Source organism: Sinorhizobium chiapasense (genome assembly GCF_045277575.1).
Lineage (GTDB): Bacteria > Pseudomonadota > Alphaproteobacteria > Rhizobiales > Rhizobiaceae > Ensifer > Ensifer chiapasense_A.
Map to the genome: position 1 here is coordinate 3,562,505 of NZ_CP144205.1, position 23,073 is coordinate 3,585,577.

21 protein-coding genes are annotated in these 23,073 nt (G+C 62.2%); 17 read left to right on the top strand and 4 right to left on the bottom strand.

Translation table 11 applies throughout. From position 1 onward, the window contains the following. The first annotated feature begins 242 nt into the window (after positions 1 to 242). Both gabD and hpaI read left to right on the top strand, forming a co-directional pair. Positions 243 to 1,697 (top strand): NAD-dependent succinate-semialdehyde dehydrogenase, encoded by a 1,455-nt coding sequence (gabD, locus tag QM996_RS17100; protein WP_500268461.1) that lies wholly within the window; start codon positions 243 to 245, stop codon positions 1,695 to 1,697. A gap of 249 nt (positions 1,698 to 1,946) precedes the next feature. Next, positions 1,947 to 2,753, top strand: coding sequence for an aldolase/citrate lyase/malate synthase family protein (gene hpaI / locus QM996_RS17105; protein WP_500268462.1), 807 nt, complete (start codon positions 1,947 to 1,949; stop codon positions 2,751 to 2,753). On the opposite strand, the gene QM996_RS17110 is transcribed toward hpaI, so the two are convergent. Both QM996_RS17110 and QM996_RS17115 read right to left on the bottom strand, forming a co-directional pair. Further along, positions 2,747 to 3,835, bottom strand: a complete 1,089-nt coding sequence (locus QM996_RS17110; RefSeq protein ID WP_500268463.1) for a mannitol dehydrogenase family protein — start codon at positions 3,833 to 3,835, stop codon at positions 2,747 to 2,749. The genes hpaI and QM996_RS17110 overlap by 7 nt on opposite strands. 19 nt (positions 3,836 to 3,854) lie before the next feature. Continuing rightward, positions 3,855 to 4,733: a GntR family transcriptional regulator gene (locus tag QM996_RS17115; RefSeq protein WP_500268464.1), complete on the bottom strand. Its 879-nt coding sequence runs from the start codon at positions 4,731 to 4,733 to the stop codon at positions 3,855 to 3,857. A 224-nt stretch (positions 4,734 to 4,957) separates the two neighbouring features. Between QM996_RS17115 and QM996_RS17120 the strand changes: the two genes are divergently transcribed. The 9 genes from QM996_RS17120 (at position 4,958) to QM996_RS17160 (ending at position 15,533) form a co-directional block, all read left to right on the top strand. Then, a complete protein-coding gene (locus tag QM996_RS17120; RefSeq protein ID WP_500268465.1) occupies positions 4,958 to 6,463 on the top strand; it encodes a UxaA family hydrolase in 1,506 nt (501 codons plus the stop codon). Positions 6,464 to 6,502: 39 nt separating this feature from the next. Then, on the top strand, positions 6,503 to 7,522 hold the full coding sequence (locus tag QM996_RS17125) for an aldo-keto reductase family protein (RefSeq protein ID WP_500268466.1): 1,020 nt from the start codon (positions 6,503 to 6,505) through the stop codon (positions 7,520 to 7,522). 166 nt (positions 7,523 to 7,688) lie between these two features. Then, on the top strand, positions 7,689 to 8,678 hold the full coding sequence (locus QM996_RS17130) for an ABC transporter substrate-binding protein (RefSeq protein ID WP_247959324.1): 990 nt from the start codon (positions 7,689 to 7,691) through the stop codon (positions 8,676 to 8,678). 95 nt (positions 8,679 to 8,773) lie between these two features. Beyond that, positions 8,774 to 10,327, top strand: coding sequence for a sugar ABC transporter ATP-binding protein (locus tag QM996_RS17135; protein WP_500268467.1), 1,554 nt, complete (start codon positions 8,774 to 8,776; stop codon positions 10,325 to 10,327). Positions 10,328 to 10,468: 141 nt separating this feature from the next. Next, the gene (locus QM996_RS17140; protein ID WP_429818781.1) at positions 10,469 to 11,446 is read left to right on the top strand and encodes an ABC transporter permease; all 978 of its coding nucleotides are present in this window, start codon (positions 10,469 to 10,471) and stop codon (positions 11,444 to 11,446) included. A gap of 32 nt (positions 11,447 to 11,478) precedes the next feature. Continuing rightward, positions 11,479 to 12,501 carry a zinc-binding alcohol dehydrogenase family protein gene (locus QM996_RS17145; RefSeq protein WP_500268468.1) on the top strand — a complete coding sequence of 341 codons (1,023 nt, stop codon included), beginning with the start codon at positions 11,479 to 11,481 and terminating at the stop codon, positions 12,499 to 12,501. Positions 12,502 to 12,843: 342 nt separating this feature from the next. Continuing rightward, positions 12,844 to 14,118: a polyhydroxyalkanoate depolymerase gene (phaZ, locus tag QM996_RS17150; protein WP_247959322.1), complete on the top strand. Its 1,275-nt coding sequence runs from the start codon at positions 12,844 to 12,846 to the stop codon at positions 14,116 to 14,118. A 142-nt stretch (positions 14,119 to 14,260) separates the two neighbouring features. After that, complete coding sequence (locus QM996_RS17155; RefSeq protein WP_173517969.1) at positions 14,261 to 14,680, top strand: DUF2852 domain-containing protein; 420 nt, start codon at positions 14,261 to 14,263, stop codon at positions 14,678 to 14,680. A 100-nt stretch (positions 14,681 to 14,780) separates the two neighbouring features. Next, a complete protein-coding gene (locus QM996_RS17160) occupies positions 14,781 to 15,533 on the top strand; it encodes a M48 family metallopeptidase (RefSeq protein ID WP_500268469.1) in 753 nt (250 codons plus the stop codon). Positions 15,534 to 15,553: 20 nt separating this feature from the next. Here the strand turns inward: QM996_RS17160 and QM996_RS17165 are convergent, their stop codons facing one another. Then, positions 15,554 to 15,748, bottom strand: a complete 195-nt coding sequence (locus tag QM996_RS17165) for a YqaE/Pmp3 family membrane protein (protein ID WP_500268470.1) — start codon at positions 15,746 to 15,748, stop codon at positions 15,554 to 15,556. 156 nt (positions 15,749 to 15,904) lie between these two features. On the opposite strand from QM996_RS17165, the gene QM996_RS17170 reads away from it, so the two are divergent. The 6 genes from QM996_RS17170 to QM996_RS17195 all read left to right on the top strand — a co-directional run bounded on the left by QM996_RS17170 (position 15,905) and on the right by QM996_RS17195 (position 22,614). Next, positions 15,905 to 16,579 (top strand): phosphoribosylanthranilate isomerase, encoded by a 675-nt coding sequence (locus QM996_RS17170; RefSeq protein ID WP_500268471.1) that lies wholly within the window; start codon positions 15,905 to 15,907, stop codon positions 16,577 to 16,579. Further along, a complete protein-coding gene (gene trpB / locus QM996_RS17175) occupies positions 16,576 to 17,796 on the top strand; it encodes a tryptophan synthase subunit beta (RefSeq protein WP_173517972.1) in 1,221 nt (406 codons plus the stop codon). Before QM996_RS17170 ends, trpB begins: the two co-directional genes overlap by 4 nt. 4 nt (positions 17,797 to 17,800) lie before the next feature. Further along, on the top strand, positions 17,801 to 18,640 hold the full coding sequence (gene trpA / locus QM996_RS17180) for a tryptophan synthase subunit alpha (RefSeq protein WP_173517973.1): 840 nt from the start codon (positions 17,801 to 17,803) through the stop codon (positions 18,638 to 18,640). Between the two features lie 50 nt (positions 18,641 to 18,690). Further along, positions 18,691 to 19,605: an acetyl-CoA carboxylase carboxyltransferase subunit beta gene (gene accD / locus QM996_RS17185; protein WP_500268472.1), complete on the top strand. Its 915-nt coding sequence runs from the start codon at positions 18,691 to 18,693 to the stop codon at positions 19,603 to 19,605. Positions 19,606 to 19,699: 94 nt separating this feature from the next. Further along, entirely contained in the window at positions 19,700 to 21,043 is a 1,344-nt protein-coding gene (locus QM996_RS17190) for a bifunctional folylpolyglutamate synthase/dihydrofolate synthase (RefSeq protein WP_500268473.1), read from the top strand. A gap of 212 nt (positions 21,044 to 21,255) precedes the next feature. After that, entirely contained in the window at positions 21,256 to 22,614 is a 1,359-nt protein-coding gene (locus QM996_RS17195; RefSeq protein ID WP_334141523.1) for an IS5-like element ISRsp18 family transposase, read from the top strand. 88 nt (positions 22,615 to 22,702) lie between these two features. Here the strand turns inward: QM996_RS17195 and trxA are convergent, their stop codons facing one another. Beyond that, a complete protein-coding gene (trxA, locus tag QM996_RS17200; RefSeq protein WP_173517976.1) occupies positions 22,703 to 23,026 on the bottom strand; it encodes a thioredoxin in 324 nt (107 codons plus the stop codon). Positions 23,027 to 23,073 lie beyond the last annotated feature (47 nt).

A 23,073-nucleotide genomic window follows, 5' to 3' on the forward strand; every position in this document is an offset into this window, starting at 1 on the left:
TCTCTGTGTTCTCTAAATCCTCAGCAGCTTTTCAGCGCCTGATCTGTCCCCGGCGCCTATGGCTCGATTCGTTTCGGACGCTACATGAGGACGGGTGCGGATGAAACCGGGTTGGACGCACGGAAACGTGCGCGACCGGTAGGCTGCGCGCGTCAGGAAAGTGCAGAAACGGTCGCGTGGGTCATTGCCGTTTCCAGGAAAAAAGTTGTATAAGTTCTGTAGGCTTTGAGAGAGGACGGATCATGTCGTTTAAAGACCCATCATTGTTTCGCCAGGCAGCCCTCGTCGGCGGCGAGTGGATCGAGGCGGACGCGGCGAATGCGATCGAGGTGAACAACCCCGCGACCGGCGAGATCATCGGCCGCGTGCCGAAGCTTGGCGCCAAGGAAACCAAGGCAGCGATCGAGGCGGCGCGCGTGGCCCAGAAGGGCTGGGCGGCGCGCACGGCGAAGGAGCGCGCCGGCATCCTGCGCAAATGGTTCGAGCTGATGATCGAGAACAAGGAGGATCTCGGCCGCATCCTGACGCTGGAACAGGGCAAGCCGCTGGCGGAAGCCACCGGCGAAATCGTCTATGGCGCAAGCTTCGTCGAGTGGTTCGCCGAGGAAGCGCGCCGCATCTATGGCGACCTGATCCCCGGCCATCAGCCCGACAAGCGCATCCTGGTGATGAAACAGCCGATCGGCGTCGTGGCGGCGATCACGCCGTGGAACTTTCCCAATGCGATGATCACCCGCAAGGCCGGTCCGGCCTTCGCCGCCGGCTGCGCCATGGTGCTGAAGCCAGCGGCGCAGACGCCGTTCTCGGCGATCGCGATCGCGATCCTTGCCGAACGCGCCGGGCTGCCGAAAGGCCTCTTCAGCGTCATCACCGGTTCCGCCCGCGAGATCGGCGCCGAGATGACCTCCAACCCTGTCGTGCGCAAGCTCACTTTCACCGGTTCGACCGAGGTCGGCGCCGAGCTCTATCGCCAGAGTGCCGGCACCATCAAGAAGCTCGGCCTCGAGCTCGGCGGCAATGCGCCGTTTATCGTGTTCGATGATGCTGATCTCGATGCCGCGGTCGAAGGCGCGCTGATCGCCAAGTTCCGCAACAACGGCCAGACCTGCGTCTGCGCCAACCGTATCTATGTGCAGGACAAGGTCTATGACGCCTTTTCCGACAAGCTCGCCAAGGCCGTCGCCAAGCTGAAGATCGGCAACGGCCTTGATGAAGGCGTCATCCTCGGGCCGCTGATCGATAATGCCGCGCTGGAAAAGGTTGAGGAGCACATTGCCGATGCCACGTCGAAGGGGGCACGCGTGATCCAGGGCGGCAAGCGCCACACGCTCGGCGGCACCTTCTACGAGGCGACGGTTCTCGCCGACGTCACCCAGGCGATGGCCGTGGCACGTGAGGAAACCTTCGGCCCGGTCGCGCCGCTCTTCCGCTTCAAGGACGAGGCCGATGTGGTCGAGCAGGCAAACGACACCGAGTTCGGTCTCGCCTCCTACTTCTACGCCAAGAATCTGGCCCGCGTGTTTCGCGTCGCCGAAGCACTGGAATACGGCATGGTCGGCGTCAACACCGGGCTGATCTCGACAGCGGAAGCGCCGTTCGGCGGCGTCAAACTCTCCGGTCTCGGCCGTGAGGGCTCGCGCTACGGCATCGAGGAGTTCACCGAGATCAAGTATGTCTGCCTCGGCGGCGTTGCCTGAAACAGGCGAAAATCCAACTTGCAACAAACCGGCCAGTGTTTTGGCCGGTTTTCTTTTGCCAGCAAGGCGTTAGTCTTCGCAGTCGAATCTATCGATGGCGTGAGGTTGCCCCTTACCCTAGTCCTCTCAACGCATGCGGGGAGAGGGATTTCAAGTCGGCGCGGCATCGTCTCCGTTTACGAGGAGAGATGCCGGGTGGCGCAAGAGGGGCGAGGTTGATCCTTACAGCTACGTTTAAGGAGAATAGGCATGCCGGCACCGAAGAACCCCTTTAAGGCAGCTCTGCGCGAAAATCGCTTCCAGCTTGGACTGTGGGTGGCGCTTGCCAGTCCCTATGCGGCGGAAGTGGTGGCTGGAAGCGGCTATGACTGGCTGCTGATCGATGGCGAGCATGCGCCGAACGATATCCCGCTGCTGTCGGCACAGTTTCGCGCGGTCTCGGCATCTGCCAGCCATCCGATGGTCCGCCTGCCGGTCGGCGATACCGTGTTGATCAAGCAGATCCTCGACACCGGGGTGCAGACCTTGCTGATCCCGATGGTCGAGAGTCTGGCGCAGGCGCAGCAACTGGTGCGCGCCACGCGCTATCCGCCCCATGGCGTTCGTGGCGTTGGCGCCGCCCTCGGCCGCGCTTCTCAGTTCGGCCGCATCGGCGACTATCTTCAAACCGCTGGCGACGAGATCTGCCTGATCCTGCAGATCGAAAGCCGCGCAGGCCTTGCCGCGATCGACGAGATTGCCGCACTCGACGGCGTCGATGGCCTCTTCATCGGTCCGTCCGACCTGGCGGCCGATATGGGCTATCTCGGCAAGCCCGGCCATCCAGAGGTGCGCGCGGCGATTGCCGACGCGTTCGAGCGTATCAAGAAGGCCGGCAAGGCGAGGGGCATTATGACGCTCGATCTCGAGCAGGCGCGCGACTACCGCGAGCTCGGCGCTGATTTCATGGCGATCGGCACGGACGTCACGTCGCTTGTCCGCGCGACGACGGCGCTGCGCCAGGAGTTTCTCGGCGAGGTCGCTTCGGCACCAAAGAAGCAGGAATCCGGCTACTGATCCGATATTGCAGTGAGCTCGGGCATCGGAACGCTCGGGCTCCAGCGTTGGAGGTCGACGATCCGACGCTCGATCTTTTCGCGATGATGGTTGGCGATATCGCCCAGGCGGTGGTTAAGGAACGGGTTTCTGAAGCGCTCCAGCGTCGCTGCAGCATAGGTGATCGCCTCGTTCTTCAATCCCTTGGCGGCGAAAGCAGGAATGACTTCGGATCGATAGATGTGGTCCAGCCGGGCTGCCACGCGTGCGTCGGCGAGGATCTCCCGCACGGTCTCGTTGGAGTTACGGCCTTCCTTAAGCCAAAGATCCGCAAGGACCGTGTGACCGAGGTTAAGGATGTGAAGCTTCAGCTTCTCGTAGGGTGTCAGGTCGTCCACGAGCTTCACGGACGGATGGGTGCAGGGCGACCGTAGACCGGATTTGTTTTCGATTGCCCACAGCGCATAGGGCTCGGCAATCGCACCGGCGGGCTCCAGCGGTTCGGAGACAATGCGGTCGACCAGTGTATTTGCCCAGACGACGCGCTTGTCCAGCCACATGGTGAAAGCATTGTCATTGATCCGCTCCGCCGCAAGCTCCAGCATCAGAGCCTTCAGCACATCGCCGTTGCGTGACACGAGCTCGCAAGGGAGAATCGTCAGGGGGCGCCCACCCGCATCGAAGCGCGCCTTCAGGAGCAGAAGCAGCTTACCGGGAAAGGAATGGGGAATGTCCGTTACCAGGTCGTCGTCGCTGACCTGGTAACCCGTATCGCCGGTATTGGAGATCAGGACCTCCGCCTCCTCGGCAACGATCTCCCGGACCTCGCTCCAATTTTCGGCGGTCGAGAGAGCGCGCGCCACACTGGTGACCTGTACTGTCCGGTCGATCCGCTCGCCGCCCTGGATGCCGCGGATGACGACGGGAAAGCCTTCGGGGCGGGCAAGCGCCGCAAGCCGTCCGGCGCGTTCCCTGGATCCGGTCGTCTGGACGATAGTGATCGGCCCGGGCGCCTGACCTGATTTCAGTGCCTCGCTGACGAAGAGATCGGCATGGGCCTGAAGGAAACGGCTCGTCCCGAATTGCACGATCGGTGTCGTCATCTGTGGCTCCGGTAGCTGGCTATGGAATGGATTGAAGCAAGGTTTCGCGCGCGGACTGGAGATGGCGCCGGCAGGCCTGTTCGGCCTTTGCGGGGTCATGCGAGCGCAACGCTTCGATATAGGCAAGGTGTTCTTCCAGGGCGCGGGCGTTGCGCTGGCGGGCATTCGTCTTGTTCCACTGGTAGTGATAGTGGAAGACGATCGCGATGATGTCGTAGAAATCGACGATGAAGCGGTTGCTGGACGCCTTGTGCACGAGCAAGTGGAACTGCTCGTCCAGTTCGGAGAATTCCCGGTAGCGGTTGTCGATATCGGCCAGGATCTCCCGGTGCAGGGTCTCGATCTTCTTGAGCTCCTCCCACGCGGGGTGATCGTGCGGCAAGGAGACGAAGCGCGCGGCCGAACGCAATTCGAACATCTCGCGCACTTCCGTCAGCTCCAGCGCAAATTCCCGCGTGAAGCCCTTGAGGATCCAGTGGCTGTTCGGCCGCTTCTCGATCAGGCCGAAGCGGCTGAAGCGGATCAGGAACTCGCGTACGCTGGTCGTCCCGGTGCCGATTTCGCGCGCCAGTTCGAGCTCGTTGATCTGCATGCCGGGCTCGGCGCCGCCGGCGAGGATCCGGCGCATGAAACTGCGCTCTATGATCTCGGAGAGCGAATCGGTTTCTTCCGTCGGAAAATAGTCGTCGGGGCGGGGCTGCCGCAGCACGTTCTTCTTGCGCTTGTCCCAGGCAATCAGCTCCAGCTCCTCGAAGCGACTGAGGATTGCACGCACCGTCGTCCGGCTGACGCCGAGTACCTGCCCAAGCTCCGGCTCGGAAGGCAGCGAGGATGTTTCCGCCAGAAGCTTCAGGCAGCGGTTATAGGCATCCTTGAAGACGGTGTTCTGTTTTGCCATGGCAAGATCCGGCCGGTTCGAAATTCTCTGCGCTTATCAGGGACGCTCCTCTATCGCGGCGATCCGGTTTTGTCTCCGTCTGTCGTCAACATCTGTTCCTCCCGTTCACCCCGGTCGTTGGCCCGACGGCGTCAGCGACGTTTTGCTATAATACCCATTGACGACGATCTGTCTATTGTAGATAAAAGACAGAAGAACAGACCTTAACAATCATGGAGAAATCGGTGTCTGCGCCGTCCACCATTCTGCTCGCGCCGGAGGACAACGTCGTCGTGGCGACCCTGGCGATTGCCGCCGGTGACGCCTTGCCAAATGGCGCGCGTGCGGCAGCAAAGGTCGATGCCGGCCACAAGATCGCGATCCGCGCCATCCGCGCCGGCGAACCCGTCGTCAAATATGCCCAGGCGATCGGACGGGCGACCGCTGACATTGCGCCGGGCGACCATGTGCACTCCCACAACCTCGCCTTCGACCGGGATCGCCTGGCGATTGGCCCGCAGGGGACGCCGGAAGCAGCAAGCGATGCCGACAAGGCGCGCACGTTCATGGGCTATCGCCGTGGCGACGGGCGAGCGGCGACGCGAAACTATATCGGTGTTGTCGCCAGCGTGAACTGTTCGACCACCGTCTGTCGGGCCATCGCCGAGGAGGCGAACAGGCGAATCCTGCCGAAATACGAAGGCATCGACGGGTTCGTGCCGATCGTGCATGACCAGGGCTGCGGCATGTCGTCGACCGGCGACGGCATGGCCAATCTGCACCGAACGCTCGCCGGCTATGCCCGCCACGCCAATTTCGGCGGCGTGCTGATGGTCGGCCTCGGCTGCGAGGTCAACCAGTTGACGCTCTATGGCCAGAGCGGTGCTGGCAGCGAAAAGCGTCACTTCAATATTCAGGAAGCCGGCGGCTCGCGACGTTCGGTGGAGAAGGCGCTCGGCATTCTCGAGGAGATCGCGGCCGAAGTCGGCAAGGAGCGCCGAGTTGCCATTCCGGTGAGCGAGATTGTCGTCGGCCTGCAATGCGGCGGATCCGACGGGCTTTCAGGTATTACAGCCAATCCGGCGCTTGGCGCCGCGGTCGATATCCTTGCGGCGGCTGGCGGGACGGCAATCCTCTCCGAGACCTCGGAGATCTACGGCGCCGAGCACCTGTTGCGCAGCCGGGCCGTCAACGAAGCCGTGGCGATGAAGCTCGACGGACTGATCGCCTGGTGGGAGAACTATGTGGCGATGCACGGCGCCTCGCTCGACAACAATCCGTCGCCGGGCAACAAACGCGGCGGCTTGACCACCATTCTCGAAAAATCGCTCGGTGCCGTGGCCAAAGGCGGCCGGTCACCGTTGAACGCGGTCTATCGCTACGCCGAACGGGTGACCGAGCATGGGCTCGTCTTCATGGACACACCCGGCTACGATCCGGTGTCGGCGACCGGCCAGGTTGCTGGCGGCGCCAATGTCATCGCCTTTACCACCGGCCGCGGCAGTTGTTTCGGCTGCCGGCCGGCGCCGTCGATCAAGCTCACCAGCAACACGGCGCTGTTCAAGGCGATGGAAGAGGACATGGACATCGATTGCGGCGTGATCGCTTCGGGGGAGGCGAGCATCGCCGGGCTCGGCCGCGAGATCTTCGATCTGATCGTCGAGACCGCCTCGGGCCGCAAGACCAAAAGCGAGCTCTTCGGCTATGGCGACAACGAGTTCGTACCCTGGCATCTGGGCGCGACGCTCTAAATACGGAACGACTGGCATCCTTGGAGGAGGAGACGGGGAATGCAGACGAGACGGATCGGTCGAACCGAACTATCGGTGACCGAATATAGCTTCGGCGCCGCCGGGCTTGGCGGGCTCTACCGGGAGTGCAGCCGTGAGGCGGCAATCGCGACGCTGGACGCTGCCTGGGCTGCGGGACTGCGCTATTTCGACGTGGCACCCTTTTACGGCCTCGGGCTTGCTGAGCGCCGGGTCGGTGATTTCCTGCGCGACAAGCCGCGCGATCAATTCGTCCTCTCCACCAAGGTTGGCCGACTTCTCCATCCGGTGCCGGAAGACAAGGTGCCTGATTATTCCTATGTGAAGCCGCTCAATTTCGACGTCAGCTACGACTACAGCTACGACGGCATCATGCGCTCCGTCGAGTTCAGCTATGCCCGGCTGGGACTCAACCGCATCGATATTCTCTATGTGCACGATATCGGCATCTATACCCATGGCGCCGCCCGCAACGCCGTCTATATGAGGCAGTTGCTGGAGGGCGGCCTGAAGGCGCTGGAGGAACTGAAATCCTCAGGAACCATCGCCGCCTATGGTCTCGGCGTGAACGAGGTGCCGGTTTGCCTCGAGGTCATGCGCCAGGCCGATATCGACTGCATCCTGCTGGCCGGCCGCTATACCTTGCTCGATCGCTCGGCCGTCGCCGAACTCTTGCCGCTCTGCGAAAAGAAGCAGACCTCGCTTGTCGTCGGCGGGGTCTTCAATTCGGGCATCCTGGCAACAGGGCCCGTCGAGGGGGCGCATTTCGATTACATGCCGGCAACGGAAGATATCCGGCAAAAGGTCGGCGCCATGGAGGCGGTTGCTCGCGGCATGAACGTGCCGCTTGCGGCACCCGCCATGCAGTTTCCGCTCGGCCATCCCATGGTTGCCTCCGTGCTGCTCGGCACCGCCAAGCCGGAGAGCCTGACGCGCAACATGGCACTCACCGAACACCGGTTTTCCGCGGCAGATTTCGCGGCTTTTGAACCGTTCACGCTGGTTGCGCCGGAGCTCGGAGACGAGCCGGTTCGGGTCTAGCGGATCGCGGCCGCCTTGCGGCCTGAAATGCTGTTCCGGCAGCTTGCCAAGCCGGAATAGTCGTACTAGCATTCAGATATGTTTTTTATCGATAAAAGGTCGATAAGCCGGCACCTGCGATCGACCTCCAAGAAGTGGAACACGGTGCACTGAGAGGAAACCTGGGATGAGCATTTTGAAAAGCAGCCTTACGCGTCGCGCCTTCACCGCCCTGGCCGGTGCTGCGATGATCGCCGGCATGTCGCCGGTCGCGTCCTTCGCACAGGACGTGACGATCCCGATCATCGTCAAGGACACCACGTCCTTCTACTGGCAGATCGTGCTGGCCGGCGCACGCGCCGCCGGCAAGGACCTGGGCGTCAATGTACCCGAACTCGGGGCCCAATCCGAGTCCGACATCAACGGCCAGATCAGCATTCTCGAGAACGCGGTCGCCGGCGCTCCGGCTGCCGTCGTCATCTCGCCAACGGAATTCAAGGCGCTCGGCAAGCCGATCGATGAGGCGGCGAAGGCTGTTCCGATCATCGGCATCGACTCTGGTGCGGACTCGAAGGCCTTCTCCTCGTTCCTCACCACCGACAACGTCCAGGGCGGCCGCATCGCTGCCGACGGTCTTGCTGCGGCGGTCAAGGAAATGACCGGCAAGGAAGAGGGCGAAATCGCCATCATCACCAGTCTCCCGGGCGTCGGCTCGCTCGACCAGCGGCGCGAGGGCTTCCTCGATCAGGTCAAGACGAAGTATCCGGGCTTCAAGGTCGTCGCTGACAAATATGCCGACGGCCAGGCGACCACCGGCCTCAACATCATGACCGACCTGATCACCGCCAATCCCAATCTTGTCGGTGTCTTCGCCTCCAACCTGATCATGGCCCAGGGCGTCGGCCAGGCGATCGCCGAAAACAAGCTCGGCGACAAGATCAAGGTGATCGGCTTCGACAGTGACGACAAGACGGTCGGCTTCCTCAAGGAAGGCGTTCTGGCCGGTCTCGTCGTTCAGGATCCCTACCGCATGGGCTATGATGGCGTGAAGACGGCGCTGGCCGTTTCCAAGGGTGAAAAGGTCGAAAAGAACGTCGATACCGGTGCCAATCTGGTAACCAAGGCCAATATGGCCGAACCGAAGATCGACGCTCTCTTGAACCCGAAGGTCAAGTGACGACGGCCGCGGCGGGCCGCTTTGCCCGCCGCACCCGCTTGCGACCGGAACGAGGACCGGTCGCAAGCGATCTCTGCGATGGGAGGAATGCGCAGATGACCGAGTTGCAAGAGGCGCACGACATCAGGACCGAAGGCCTGCACGTGGCAACGCGCCACCCAGTTCCGAAGGGCGAACCGATCCTGGAACTGCGCGCCCTGCAGAAGAAATACGGCGCCGTAGAAGCCTTGAAACCGGCGTCGCTGACCTTTCTGTCCGGTGAGATTCACGCAATCGTCGGCGAGAACGGTGCTGGGAAGTCGACGCTGATCAAGCTTCTGACCGGCGTCATCAAGCGCACATCCGGTGAGATCTTCTGGTGCGGCAAACCCGTCCAGCTCGACACGCCGCACGAGGCGATCGAACGCGGCATCAACGCCGTGCACCAGGAGGTCGTGCTCTGCGCCCACCTGTCGGTGGCGGCCAACATGTTTCTAGGCGACGAGATCAACCGTAACGGCCTGATGCGCAAGCGCGCCATGACCGATGCGGCCCAGCGCGTGCTCGACGATCTCGGCTTCAACCTGCCGGCCGCTGCCGTGCTTGGCAGTCTCACGATCGGCCAGCAGCAGCTCGTCGCCACCGCGCGCGCCGCGATGCGCGGCACGCAGTTCCTGATCTTCGACGAGCCGACGGCCTATCTGACCCGGCAGGAATCGGCCCAGCTCTTTCGGCTGATCCGCAGGCTCCAGGCCGAAGGCGTCACCATCGTCTATATCAGCCACCGCATGGAGGAAGTCTTCGAGCTTGCCGATCGTGTCTCGGTGCTGCGCGATGGTACCCATGTCGGTACCCGCAAGATCGGCGAAACGAACGAGGCGGAACTGATCGCGTTGATGATCAACCGCACGATCGAGCAGATCTATCACAAGGAGCATTTTCCGCCCGGCGAAGTCATCGTCGAAACGCGAGACTTGAGCGGCCCCGGATTCCAGGACGTATCGCTGACCGTTCGCGCCGGCGAGATCGTCGGCCTCTACGGGTTGATCGGAGCGGGGCGCAGCGAGTTTGCGCTCGGCCTCTATGGGCGCCATCGCCCGAGCGCCGGCGAAGTCTATTGGCAGGGGCACAAGGTCGATATCGCCAGTGAGCGTGTCGCCATGGATCTCGGTATCGCGCTGGCGCCGGAAAGCCGTCGCGACCAGGGCCTGTGCCTCAATCTGCCGATCGGCCTCAACATCAATCTGCCGGTGTTCAGCCGGCTGACGCGTGGTCTGACGATCAACGGCCAGCAGGAGCGGGAGAATGCCGACCGGCAGATCCGCGACCTGAAGATCAAGACACCTTCGCGCCGGGTCCTGGCGTCCGCCATGTCCGGCGGCAACCAGCAGAAGATCGTCATTGGCAAATGGCTGAGCCACGGTGCCAAACTCTTCATTTTCGACGAGCCGACCGTCGGCGTCGACGTTGGCACCAAGGCGGAAATCTACCGCCTGTTCGCGCGGCTTTTGGAGAACGGGGCGGGCATCATCCTGATCTCGTCCTATCTGCCTGAAGTCTACGAGCTCGCGGATCGGCTGCACGTTTTCCGGCGCGGCCGGCTGGTTGCCAGCCATGACTACCGCGCCGCGAGCCATGAGGAAGTGCTGACGCAGGCGATCGGCGTTTGAGCGCCTAGAGCGGGATGAGGTGAGCGGTTTTCCGCCCGCATCCCGCTCCAGCTTATGAAGAAGACGATCATGATGATCTTGTTCGGATAGACCCAAGATCATCATGATCTAAGAAACTTGAGGAATGCAGGGAGAAAGATCATGAGTGCGGAAACGGTGGAGAGCAGCGCCAGCGCGGCGCCACGCAAGGGCGTGAGCATTCTGTTCGGCCTCACCCTTTTGGGGCTGCTTCTGTTCCTCTGGCTGCTGTTGGGCTTCGCCACCAACAGTTTCTGGACGCCCAACAACATCAGCAACCTGCTGCGCCAGGGTGCGATGACGGCGATCCTTGCGGTCGGCCAGACCTTCGTCATCATCACCGCCGGCATCGATCTTTCGGTGGGCGCGGTGGTCGGCTTCACCAGCGTCATCGTCGCCTGGCTGCTTGCGGCGGGCATGCCGCTCTGGGCGGCCATCCTGCTCACGCTTGCTTTTGGAGTGCTGATCGGCGCCTTCCACGCCTTCGGCATCGTACGCATGGGCCTGCCGCCCTTCATCATTACGCTTGCGACCCTCACCTCGCTCCGTGGCATCGGCCTGCTGATCACCAACGGCTCGACGATCTCGATCACAAACGAAGCCTTCACCAACTTCTCGCGGGCGGATTTCCTCGGCGTGCCCAGCCTGTTCTGGATGGTGATCGTGGTGGCGATCCCGGCCTATGTCTTCCTGCATCTGAGCCGCTTCGGGCGCTACCTCTTCGCCGTCGGGTCGAACAGCGAGGCTGCACGCCTCTCCGGCGTCAACGTCCACCGCACCATCTATCTCGCCTATATCCTCTCCTCGACTTGCGCCGCCTTCGTCGGCCTGCTGCTCGCCTCGCGCATCGGCATCGGCAACGCGACGCAGGCCGAAGGCTGGGAACTGCAGGCGATCGCCTCGTCGGTGATCGGCGGTACCAGCTTGTTCGGTGCGGTCGGTTCGGTGCACGGGCCGCTGCTCGGCGCCTTCATCCTCGCGACGATCAACAACGGCGCCAATCTCCTGAACGTGAACTCGTTCTGGCAGCGCATCATCACCGGCGTTCTGATCATCGTCATCGTCTATTTCGACCAACTCCGGCGCCGCAGCGCCCGCTAGGCGCAGGCACCGAATATTCCGTGGGAAATGCCATGAAAGCCGTGCTCTGCCTCGAACCCGGTCGCCTGGAGGTCGTCGACCGTCCGCCGGCGGACAACGTGCCTGACGGTTGGGTGCGTCTTGCCGTCAGCCATGTCGGCATCTGCGGCACTGACTATCATATCTTCGCCGGCAAACATCCGTTTCTAGAATACCCGCGCGTCATGGGCCACGAGATATCGGCAACGGTCATCTCCGGTGGTCGCGGCACGGCGATCGCGCCCGGCACGCCGGTCGTGGTGAACCCCTATCTTTCCTGCGGCAACTGCGTTGCCTGTCGCCAGGGTAAACCTAACTGCTGCACCGCCATCCGGGTACTCGGCGTTCACACCGACGGCGCCTTCTGCGAAGAGATTGTCGTGCCGGAGGACAATCTTTATCCGGCGCATGACCTGTCGCCGGAGGCAGCCGCCACCGTCGAATTCCTGGCGATCGGCGCCCATGCGGTGCGCCGTGCTTCCGCGGACGCCGGCTCAAGGGCGCTGGTCATCGGCGCGGGACCGATTGGTCTCGGCACCGCGATTTTCTCACGCATCGCCGGCCATCAGGTGACGCTGACCGACACCAGCGCCGAACGGCTGGACTTTGCCGCTCGCAAGCTCGGCTTTGCCGATGGCATTGTCGCGGACGCGGAAGTAGCGGCGCGCGTTGCCGAGGCGACCGATGGCGACGGTTTCGACGTCGTCTTCGATGCCACTGGTCATGGTGGCTCGATGCAGGCGGCCTTTTCCTATGTCGCCCATGGCGGCACGCTGGTCTTCGTCAGCGTCGTCAAGGACGAGATCCGCTTTTCCGACCCGGAGTTCCACAAACGTGAGATGACCTTGATCGGCAGCCGCAACGCGACCCGCCAGGACTTTGACCATGTAGTCGCGTCGATCGCTTCCGGCCTTGTACCGGTCGAGGCCCTGATCACCCACCGCACGACACTTGACGGAGCTGTCGTCGATCTTCCCCGTTGGTCGGAAGAAAAGACGGGTCTGGTCAAAGCGATCGTCAAGGTGGGGGCTGCCTGAAAGATCGCTGATTGCTGCGTCGCCACAGAGTCGCCATAGAGAGTGGAGCTGCCAATCACGCTTCGGAACCGCCACTTTTTCCTGAAATTGCCCGGCATCGGTTCTCAGCGCACGAAAATAGCGGAAAACCGGCAGTTTCGGACAAGCTCGTTTGCAAATCGTCAGGAATCCGGATTCATTCTGGGCTCAGGCCTTGTGTCGCGGTGACACGGGTATACATGTTGCACTGCACAAGAAAAATGGTAGTCTGGCAGCGATTGCGGACACCAAGACAAACAATCGCAAGCTTGCGTCCGACCGGGAGCGGCGTTGTCGTTGATTGAACCAAGGGGTACGCTTCCCATGTTCTACCAGCTCTATGAATTGAACCATGCAATGATGGCGCCGTGGCGTACGGCCGCCGATGCCATGCGGCTTGCCTTCAGCAACCCGATGAATCCCGTCTCGCACACCTATTTCGGTCGTGCGGCCGCCGCCGGGCTCGAAGTGTTCGAGCGCTCCACGCGCCGCTATGGCAAGCCGGAGTTCGGACTTCCCGCGACCGAGGTCGACGGCACGTCCGTCTCCGTCTACGAGCGCATCGTCTGGCGCGCTCCCTTCTGCAACCTCATCCATTTCGAGCGCGCCTTGCCCAAGGGGCGTGCTGCCGATCCGAAGGTGCTGGTGGTGGCGCCGATGTCCGGCCACTACGCGACGCTGTTGCGCGGTACCGTGGAAGCGCTGCTGCCGCATTCCGACATCTACATCACCGACTGGATCGACGCCCGCATGGTGCCGCTCAGCGAAGGCACTTTCGATCTCGATGACTACATCGACTATGTCATCCAGATGCTGCACTTCCTGGGCCCGAACACCCATGTGATCGGTGTCTGTCAGCCGGCAGTGCCGGTGCTCGCCGCCGTCGCGCTGATGGAAGCGGCCGATGATCCGCTGTCGCCGGCGACGATGACGCTGATGGGCGGACCAATCGACACGCGCATCAATCCGACCGGCGTCAACCAGCTCGCCGAACAGCGGCCGATCGAATGGTTCCGCGACAACGTCATCATGCCGGTGCCGTGGCCGCAGCCGGGCTTCATGCGCATGGTCTATCCGGGCTTCCTGCAGCTCTCCGGCTTCATGTCGATGAACCTTGATCGACACCTGATCGCCCACAAGGAGTTCTTCGCGCATCTGGTGAAGAACGACGGCGACGCCGCCGAGAAGCATCGCGACTTCTACGACGAGTATCTCGCGGTCATGGACCTGACCGCCGAATTCTACCTGCAGACCGTACAGGTGGTCTTCATGCAGCATGCGCTTCCGAAGGGCGAGATGATGCATCGCGGCAAGCGCGTCGATACGACGGCAATCAGGAAGGTCGCGCTGCTGACCGTCGAGGGCGAGAACGACGATATCTCCGGCGTCGGTCAGACGAAGGCGGCGCAGACGATCTGCACCAATATCCCTGATCATATGCGCATGCATTACATGCAGCCGGATGTCGGCCACTACGGCGTCTTTAATGGTTCGCGTTTCCGTCGCGAAATCGCCCCGCGCATCGTCGCCTTCCACCGCGAGCATTCGCGGCACGTAAAGCCGGTGAAGCAGCTCATCAAGGGCGGCAAGTCGGCCTGACCTCGCCATCGCGTTTTGACCGCGTAGAGTCAAGGGTTTGTCCGATTCCGGGGGAGGGCGTCTTGCACAGCCAGGGGCGCCTTCCCACATCGTTTTCATCGGGCCGCATGGGCGGCCCGGATGATTGCGAGGAATCCTGAAGATGAACCAATCTGCAATGATCCGTCCGGATTGGACGCCCGCGACCATCGCCCTGATGGTGCTCGGCTTCGTGGTCTTCTGGCCACTGGGCCTAGCCATGCTCGCCTACATTCTGTTCGGCGAAAAGCTCAAGACGTTCAAGAAAGACGCCAACGATACGGTGGATGGCATGTGCTCTGCATTCAAGCGCGGCGGTCGCCGCTCCAACTGGACGCATCGCACCGGCAACGTCGCCTTCGACGACTGGCGCGAAGCCGAACTTGCGCGCCTCGACGAGGAGCGCCGCAAGCTCGACGAAATGCGTGAAGAATTCGACACCTATGTGCGCGAGCTTCGCCGTGCCAAGGACCAGGAAGAGTTCGACCGCTTCATGCGCGACCGCAAGAACGGCGGCTCCGGCCCGGTTGTCGAAGCTCACTGACCCGATGATGCTTTCCGGCGTTTCACATGAAACGCCGGATATCCGTTCGCGTCTCGCGGCACTGTAGGCGAAAGCCCCGCGAATCGGTTAGAAAGCCTGCATGTTCCCTTCCTTCAAGCGGCGCATCCAACCTGCACCACCCGCCACGACGCGGCAGATCGAGGTCGCCGGCAAGTCCCTGCCGTTGACGATCAAGCAGAACGCGCGCGCGACCCGCATGACGCTGCGCATCGAGCCTGGCGGCCGGGCGCTGAAGATGACGATCCCTCAAGGTATGCCAGAGCGCGAGGTCAATGCCTTTCTCAGCCGCCATCAGGGTTGGCTGATGACGAAGCTTGCCCGTTTCTCCGGCGAGAGCCAGATCGAGGAGGGCGGCTCCATCCTCATCCGCGGCATCTCCCATCGTATCGAGCGCACCGGCAAGATCCGCGGCCTGACGGAAGCGATCGTGCTTGATGACGAACCGGTGTTGCGCGTCAGCGGCGGCGAGGAACATCTGAACCGGCGCATCGTCGATTTTCTCAAGAAAGAGGCCCGCCAGGATCTCGATCGTCTGGTGGCGATCTATACCGGTCGCATCGGCCGGCGAGCGAAGTCGCTGTCGCTCAAGGACACGCGCAGCCGCTGGGGATCCTGTTCTGCAGATGGAGCGCTGAGTTTTTCCTGGCGCATCGTCATGGCGCCGCCGAAGGTCATCGCCTATCTCGCAGCGCACGAGGTCGCGCATTTGCAGGAGATGAATCACGGGCCTGATTTTTGGGCGCTGTGTGGGAAATTGTGCCCGGATACAGACGATGCCAAGCGCTGGCTCCGCCGCAACGGCACGATGCTTCACGCCATCGACTTCGACTGAGCCAGCCAGCCAGCCGGAGATCATGCGCGGTGGCGCAGAGCTTCGCGGATCTTCTCGTCTGTCTTGTATTGGCCGAGCGCATAGACCGACCAGATCGCTGCCGGAACCCAACCGATGAGTGTGAGTTGCAGGATCAGGCAGATGAGGCCGGCAAAGGGACGGCCGATCGTGAAAAACTGCAGCCAGGGCAGGATAAGCGCGAGCAACAGGCGCATCAGTCTCTCCATTATGGTAAAATGCATATGGTGAAAGCTCGCTGGTCGCACAAGGGGCGCACAGCCGTTGGGGCATAGTGCCGGGGGCGCTGGCTGGCAGGCCGCGCGTCGGTTTTTGGCTCGACTCGCGCGACATTTCATGCAAGGTCGCTTCTCATGAAAACCGAAGTAAAGATATGCGGGCTGAAGACCGCGGAAGCGGTTGAGCGCGCTGTCGCGCTCGGAGCGTCCCATACCGGCTTCATCTTTTTCCCGAAGAGCCCAAGGAACATCGAGCCGGATGATGCCGGCCGGCTGGCGGACCTCATTCGCGGTCGGGCGAAGATCGTCGCCGTCACGGTCAATGCCGACAACGACGAGCTCGATGAGATCGTCTCGGCGCTCAATCCGGATATGCTGCAGCTTCACGGCAGCGAGGGCCCGGAACGGCTGCTGACGGTCAAGGCGATGTACGGCCTTCCGGTCATGAAGGCGCTTTCGGTGCGTGAGGCCTCGGACCTCGAAAAGATCGACGCCTATATCGGCATCGCCGATCGCTTCCTCTTCGATGCCAAGCCGCCTGCAGGTTCCGATTTGCCCGGCGGCAACGGCGTTTCCTTTGACTGGAAGCTGCTCGACGCGCTTGACGGAAGCGTCGATTACATGCTTTCCGGTGGTCTTAACGCCAGTAACATTGGCGAGGCCATGGCGCAGACCCGCGCCCGCGCCATCGATATCTCCTCCGGCGTCGAGAGCGCGCCGGGCGTCAAGGATTTGAAGCTCATGGAATCGTTTTTCAATGCCGTTCGCCAGGCGGAGGCGGGCATGCCACGGTCAGGGAGCAGGACGTGAACCAGGCGCCAAAGTTGAATTCCTACCGGGGCGGCCCGGATGAAGACGGTCGTTTCGGTATTTTTGGCGGCCGCTTCGTAGCCGAGACGCTGATGCCGTTGATCCTCGACCTGCAGGACGAGTGGAACAAGGCGAAGGACGATCCGGCTTTCAAGGCGGAGCTGGCACATCTCGGCGCCCATTATATCGGCCGGCCGAGCCCGCTCTATTTCGCCGAACGGCTGACGGCCGAACTCGGCGGCGCCAAGATCTATTTCAAGCGCGAAGAGCTGAACCACACCGGCTCGCACAAGATCAACAATTGCATCGGCCAGATCCTGCTTGCCAAGCGCATGGGCAAGACACGCATCATCGCCGAGACCGGCGCCGGCCAGCACGGTGTGGCTTCGGCGACCGTCGCGGCCCGCTTCGGCCTTCCCTGCGTCGTCTACATGGGCGCGACCGATGTCGAGCGCCAGGCGCCCAACGTTTTCCGCATGAAGCTGCTCGGTGCCGAGGTGAAGCCGGTAACCGCCGGTAGCGGCACGCTCAAGGACGCGATGAACGAGGCGCTGCGCGACTGGGTCACCAATGTCGACAGCACCTATTACCTGATCGGCACCGCTGCCGGCCCGCATCCCTATCCGGAAATGGTCCGCGATTTCCAGGCCGTCATCGGCCAGGAAGCCAAGGAGCAGATGCTCGCCGCCGAAGGCCGGCTGCCGGACCTCGTCGTTGCCGCCGTCGGTGGTGGCTCCAATGCAATCGGCATCTTCCATCCGTTCCTCGATGATGAAAGCGTCAAGATCGTCGGCGTCGAAGCTGGCGGCAAGGGCATCGAGGGCGACGAGCATTGCGCGTCGATCACCGCCGGTTCGCCCGGCGTGTTGCACGGCAACCGCACCTATCTGCTGCAGGACGGCGACGGCCAGATCAAGGAAGGCCACTCGATTTCGGCCGGTCTCGACTATCCCGGCATCGGCCCGGAACATGCCTGGCTGAACGATGTCGGCCGTGTCGAATACGTGCCGATCATGGATCACGAAGCGCTCGAAGCGTTCCAGACGCTGACCCGCCTCGAAGGCATTATCCCGGCGCTCGAGCCATCGCATGCGCTTGCCGAAGTCATCAAGCGCGCACCGAAGATGGGCAAGGACGAGATCATCCTGATGAACCTCTCCGGCCGCGGCGACAAGGACATCTTCACCGTCGGTAAGATTTTGGGAATGGGGCAGTAAGATCATGACCGCACGCATGGACAAGAGATTTGCCGATGTTGCGGCCGAGGGACGTCCGGTCCTCGTCACCTATTTCATGGGCGGCGATCCTGACTTCGAGACGTCGGTCTCGATCATGAAGGCGCTGCCGAAGGCAGGCGCCGACGTCATCGAGCTGGGCATGCCCTTTTCGGACCCGATGGCCGATGGTCCGGCGATCCAGCTTGCCGGTCAGCGCTCCCTGAAGGGCGGCCAGACGCTCGCCAAGACGCTCGAGATCGCGCGCCGCTTCCGCGAGGAGGACCAGCGCACGCCGATCGTGCTGATGGGATACTACAACCCGATCTATATCTACGGCGTCGACCGCTTCCTGACGGATGCGCTTGCCGCCGGCATCGACGGCCTGATCGTCGTCGACCTGCCGCCGGAGATGGACGACGAGCTCTGCGTTCCGGCGCTTGAGAAGGGCATCAACTTCATTCGCCTGGCGACGCCGACCACGGACGACCGCCGCCTGCCGAAGGTGCTCGAAAACACCTCCGGTTTCGTCTACTACGTGTCGATGAACGGCATCACCGGTTCGGCTCTGCCCGATCCGTCGTTGATTGCCGGTGCCGTCGGCCGTATCAAGGCGCACACCAACTTGCCGGTTTGCGTCGGTTTCGGCGTCAAGACGGCAGAACATGCAAGGGCCATCGGAGCATCCGCCGATGGCGTGGTCGTCGGTACGGCGATCGTCAACCAGATCGCGTCGAGCCTGACCGAAGAGGGCAAGGCGACCGACGCGACGGTTCCGGGTGTTGAAGCGCTGGTGAGAGGGCTCTCGGCAGGCGTGCGGTCCGCACGCCTCGCAGCAGCCGAATAATTGCCTATATTAGCGCGCACAACCCGAAGGAAATCTTCAGGAGTTACTAAGTGAACTGGATCACAAACTACGTTCGGCCGAAGATCAACTCGATGCTGGGCCGCCGGGAAGTTCCGGAAAATCTCTGGATCAAGTGCCCGGAAACCGGCGAGATGGTGTTCCACCGCGATCTCGAAGAAAACAAGTGGGTCATCCCGCAGTCCGGCTTCCACATGAAGATGCCGGCCAAGGCGCGGTTGAAGGACCTGTTCGACGGCGGCATCTATGAGGCGTTTCCGCAGCCCAAGGTTGCTCAGGACCCGCTGAAATTCCGCGATTCCAAGAAGTATGTCGACCGTCTGCGCGACAGCCGCACCAAGACCGAGCTCGAAGACACGATCGTTGCCGGCCTCGGCCGCGTCCAAGGCGTCAAGCTCGTCGCCGTCGTGCACGAGTTCAACTTCATCGGCGGTTCGCTCGGCATGGCTGCCGGCGAGGCGATCATCAAGGCCTTCGAAAGGGCGATTGCCGAGAAGTGCCCGCTGGTCATCTTCCCGGCATCGGGCGGCGCCCGCATGCAGGAAGGCATCCTGTCGCTGATGCAGCTGCCGCGCACCACCGTTGCCGTCAACCTGCTGAAGGAAGCGGGTCTTCCCTATATCGTCGTGCTCACCAACCCGACGACCGGCGGCGTCACCGCCTCCTATGCGATGCTTGGCGATATCCACATGGCCGAGCCCGGCGCCGAAATCGGCTTTGCCGGCAAGCGTGTGATCGAGCAGACGCTGCGCGAGAAGCTGCCGGAAGGTTTCCAGACCTCCGAATACCTGCTGGAGCACGGCATGGTTGACATGGTCGTCAAGCGCCACGATCTGCCGGCAACGCTCGCCCGGGTTCTGAAGATCCTGATGAAGAAGCCGGCGGAAGCCTCGAAACTCAACGGCGGCACACAGCCGGCTGCCTTGCCGGTCGCGGCAAGCGCTTGAAAAAGCTCGGGTAACCGGAGCTACACAGAACAAAAATGAAGCATCTCCGCGTGGAGATGCTTTGGCAGTCGAGCTTGTCGGGGCGGATTAAGAGATGGCAGCGGTGGAAGCCAGCGAAGCGGGCTATGAGATCGAAAAACTCCTTGCCCTCCACCCCAAGGGCTTCGACCTGTCGCTGGACAGGATCACCCGGCTTCTTGCCGCGCTCGGCAATCCGCAGGACCGCCTGCCGCCGGTGATCCACGTCGCCGGCACCAATGGCAAGGGCTCGGCAACTGCGTTCTCGCGGGCGATCCTGGAAGCCGCCGGTCTCAGCGTCCACGTCCACACGTCGCCGCATCTCGTCAATTGGCACGAGCGCTACCGCCTGGGCGTCAAGGGCGGCAGGGGACGGCTCGTCAGCGATCCCGTTCTGGCCGATGCCGTGCGCCGCGTCGCCGAAGCCAATGGCGGCGAGAAGATCACCGTCTTCGAAATCCTGACTGCTGTCACCTTCCTGCTCTTCGCCGAGCATCCGGCGGATGTCGCAATCATCGAGGTAGGCCTCGGCGGTCGCTTCGACGCGACGAATGTCATTGTCCGCCCGGCCGCCTCGGTCATCATGCCGATTTCGCTAGACCACCAGTCCTATCTCGGCGACCGGGTCGAACTGATCGCCGCGGAGAAGGCCGGAATCATGAAGCGCGGCTGCCCTGTGGTGATCGGCCAACAGGAAGAGGAAACGGCGCGTGAGGTGCTGATCTCAACGGCGGAACGGCTCGGCTGCCCGATCTTCGTCTACGGCCAGGACTTCATGGCGCATGAGGAGTTCGGCCGCCTTGTGTATCAGGACGAGAGCGGGCTTGCCGATCTGCCGCTGCCGAAGCTGCCGGGACGCCACCAATATGCGAATGCCGCCGCGGCCATTCGTGCGGTGCGGGCCGCAGGCTTCGACGTTTCCGAAGCGGCGATCGAGAGAGGTCTTGCCGGGGTCGAGTGGCCCGGCCGCCTGCAGCGACTGACCAGCGGCAAGCTGACGCATTATGGCCCGGCCGACGCGGAAATCTGGGTCGACGGTGGCCATAATCCGGGTGCAGGCCAAGTGATCGCCGAGGCGATGGCGACGTTCGAGGAACGCGAAGCGCGGCCCCTCTTCCTGATCATCGGCATGATCAATACCAAGGATCCGGTCGGCTATTTCCGAGCGTTTCTCGATCTTGCCGAACAGGTCTTCACCGTGCCGATCCGGGGTTCAGACGCAGGCCTTGATCCGGTGGCGCTTGCAAGCGACGCGGCTGCCGTCGGGTTCGAAGCCTCTGCCGTCTCTTCCGTCGCCGAAGCGCTGACGATCATTGCCAATCTGGTCGACGAGGATCCGGCGCCGCCGCGCATCCTGATCGGCGGCTCGCTCTATCTGGTGGGCGACGTTCTCGCCGACAACGGCACACCGCCGAAGTGATTCCGAAGGCGCCGCCGCCATCCAGGTACCAGAGTCGGCCGTGAAGAACTCGGAAGCCGCTGATTTGACGTAGGAATCGAGGGGTCTGCAGATCTTCTAATTGCAGGAAACAGCCGCCGAACAAGCTGTTTCCTTGCAATATCAGTTTGAGGTTTGCGTGGTTGGCGAAGCGTGATTCACTGGGTTTATCGCGGTGAATCGGAGTGCCAGGAATGGGTAAACCACGCGAACGGCGCCAAACGGGTGAACAGGATTTATTCCGATCCCGGCTCGACCAGATCATCAATATGAAGCACGAACTGGTGCGTCTGGCGCAGGCTATCGACTGGCCTGTGTTGGAAGCCCGCTTTGGGACGGTGTATTCGGACGGAGCGGGCATGCCGCCCTTGCCGACGCGGCTGATGGCGGGGCTGGCCATTCTGAAGCACACGTTCAACCTGTCGGACGAGGCGCTGTGCGAGCGCTGGGTGGAGAACCCCTACTTTCAGTACCTGTGCGGCGAGGAGTTCTTTCGGCACGAACTATCGTTCGACCGCTCCTCGATGACGCGCTGGCGGCAGCGCATGGGCGAGGCGCGGATCGGCGCGCTCTTGCAGGAGAGCCTGGCCGTGGCAGTCAAGACAGGCGCGATGAAGCCGCAGGATACGCGGCAGGTGACCGTCGACACGACCGTTCAACCGAAGAACGTCATGTTCCCGACGGATGCCAAGCTTATTCACCGGGCGCGCGAACGGCTGGTGCGGCTGGCGAAGAAAATGGGGCTCGACCTGCGCCAGACCTACATTCGGGTCGGTAAATTCGCCCTGATCCAGCACCAGCGCTACGCGCATGCGAAGCAATTCAAACGGGCCGGCAAGGCGCTGCGCAAGTTGAAGACCTATCTCGGCCGGACCGTTCGCGACATCGAGCGTCAGATCGCCGGCGACGAACAACTCGACGCGATCTTCAAATGGTCGCTCTATCAGGCAAAAACGGTCATCGCGCAGCGGCAACGTCAGCGTGGCCGCAAGATCTACAGCCTGCATGCCGACGAAGTCGAGTGCATTGGTAAAGGCAAGGCGCACAAGCCCTATGAGTTCGGAGTGAAGGTGTCCGTGGCCACGACACTGAACCGTTCAAAGGGCGGGCAGTTCGCCCTGCACGCGACCGCGCTGCCCGGCAATCCTTACGACGGCCACACGCTCGCGACCGTCATTCCGGATATGGAAAAGATGATCGGCAACGAGCTCTCCCGCATTTTGGCCGATGCTGGATACCGCGGCCATAATGCTCCCGAAAGTCACAAGCTGAGGGTCTTCACCAGCGGCCAGAAGCGCCGCATCACGCCCGCCATAAAACGCCAGATGCGACGACGATCGGCGGTCGAACCCGTCATCGGACACCTCAAGAGCGAACACAGAATGGACCGGAATTATCTCGCTGGCGAACAGGGGGATGCCGTCAATGCCGTTCTGGCCGCCGCCGGATACAACTTCTCCCTCCTGCTGCGATGGTTCAGGCAACTTTTGTGTCTGTTCGCCGCACTACTGTTCACGTTCCAGAGCCGACCAACGCCGCAGCAAACTGCCTGAAAGCGAGTTCTTCACGATCGACACCAGATGCAAGACAAGAAAAAAGCCCGGGGTTCCGGGCTTTCTGCTGCGGTAGTCAGCGAAGGTCTTAGGCGACCGCCGTGGAGATCCAGGAGGAAAGGGCCGTCTTCGGTGCGGCGCCGACCTTGATGTCGGCCACTTCGCCGGCCTTGAACATGGCGAGCGTCGGGATCGAGCGAACGCCGTACTGGGCAGCCAGTTCCGGGTTTTCGTCGATGTTGAGCTTAACAACCTTGACCTTACCGGCGAGCTCGTTGGAGATTTCCTCGAGGCTCGGTGCGATCATCTTGCACGGGCCGCACCATTCAGCCCAGAAATCGACAACCACCGGCTCGGCGGCGTTCAGCACTTCCTGCTGAAAATTGGACGTATCGACCTTTACAGTAGCCATAGGCTGCTCCTTGCGTTCGGAATGGCAGTATCCAGATGTTGTGCCTC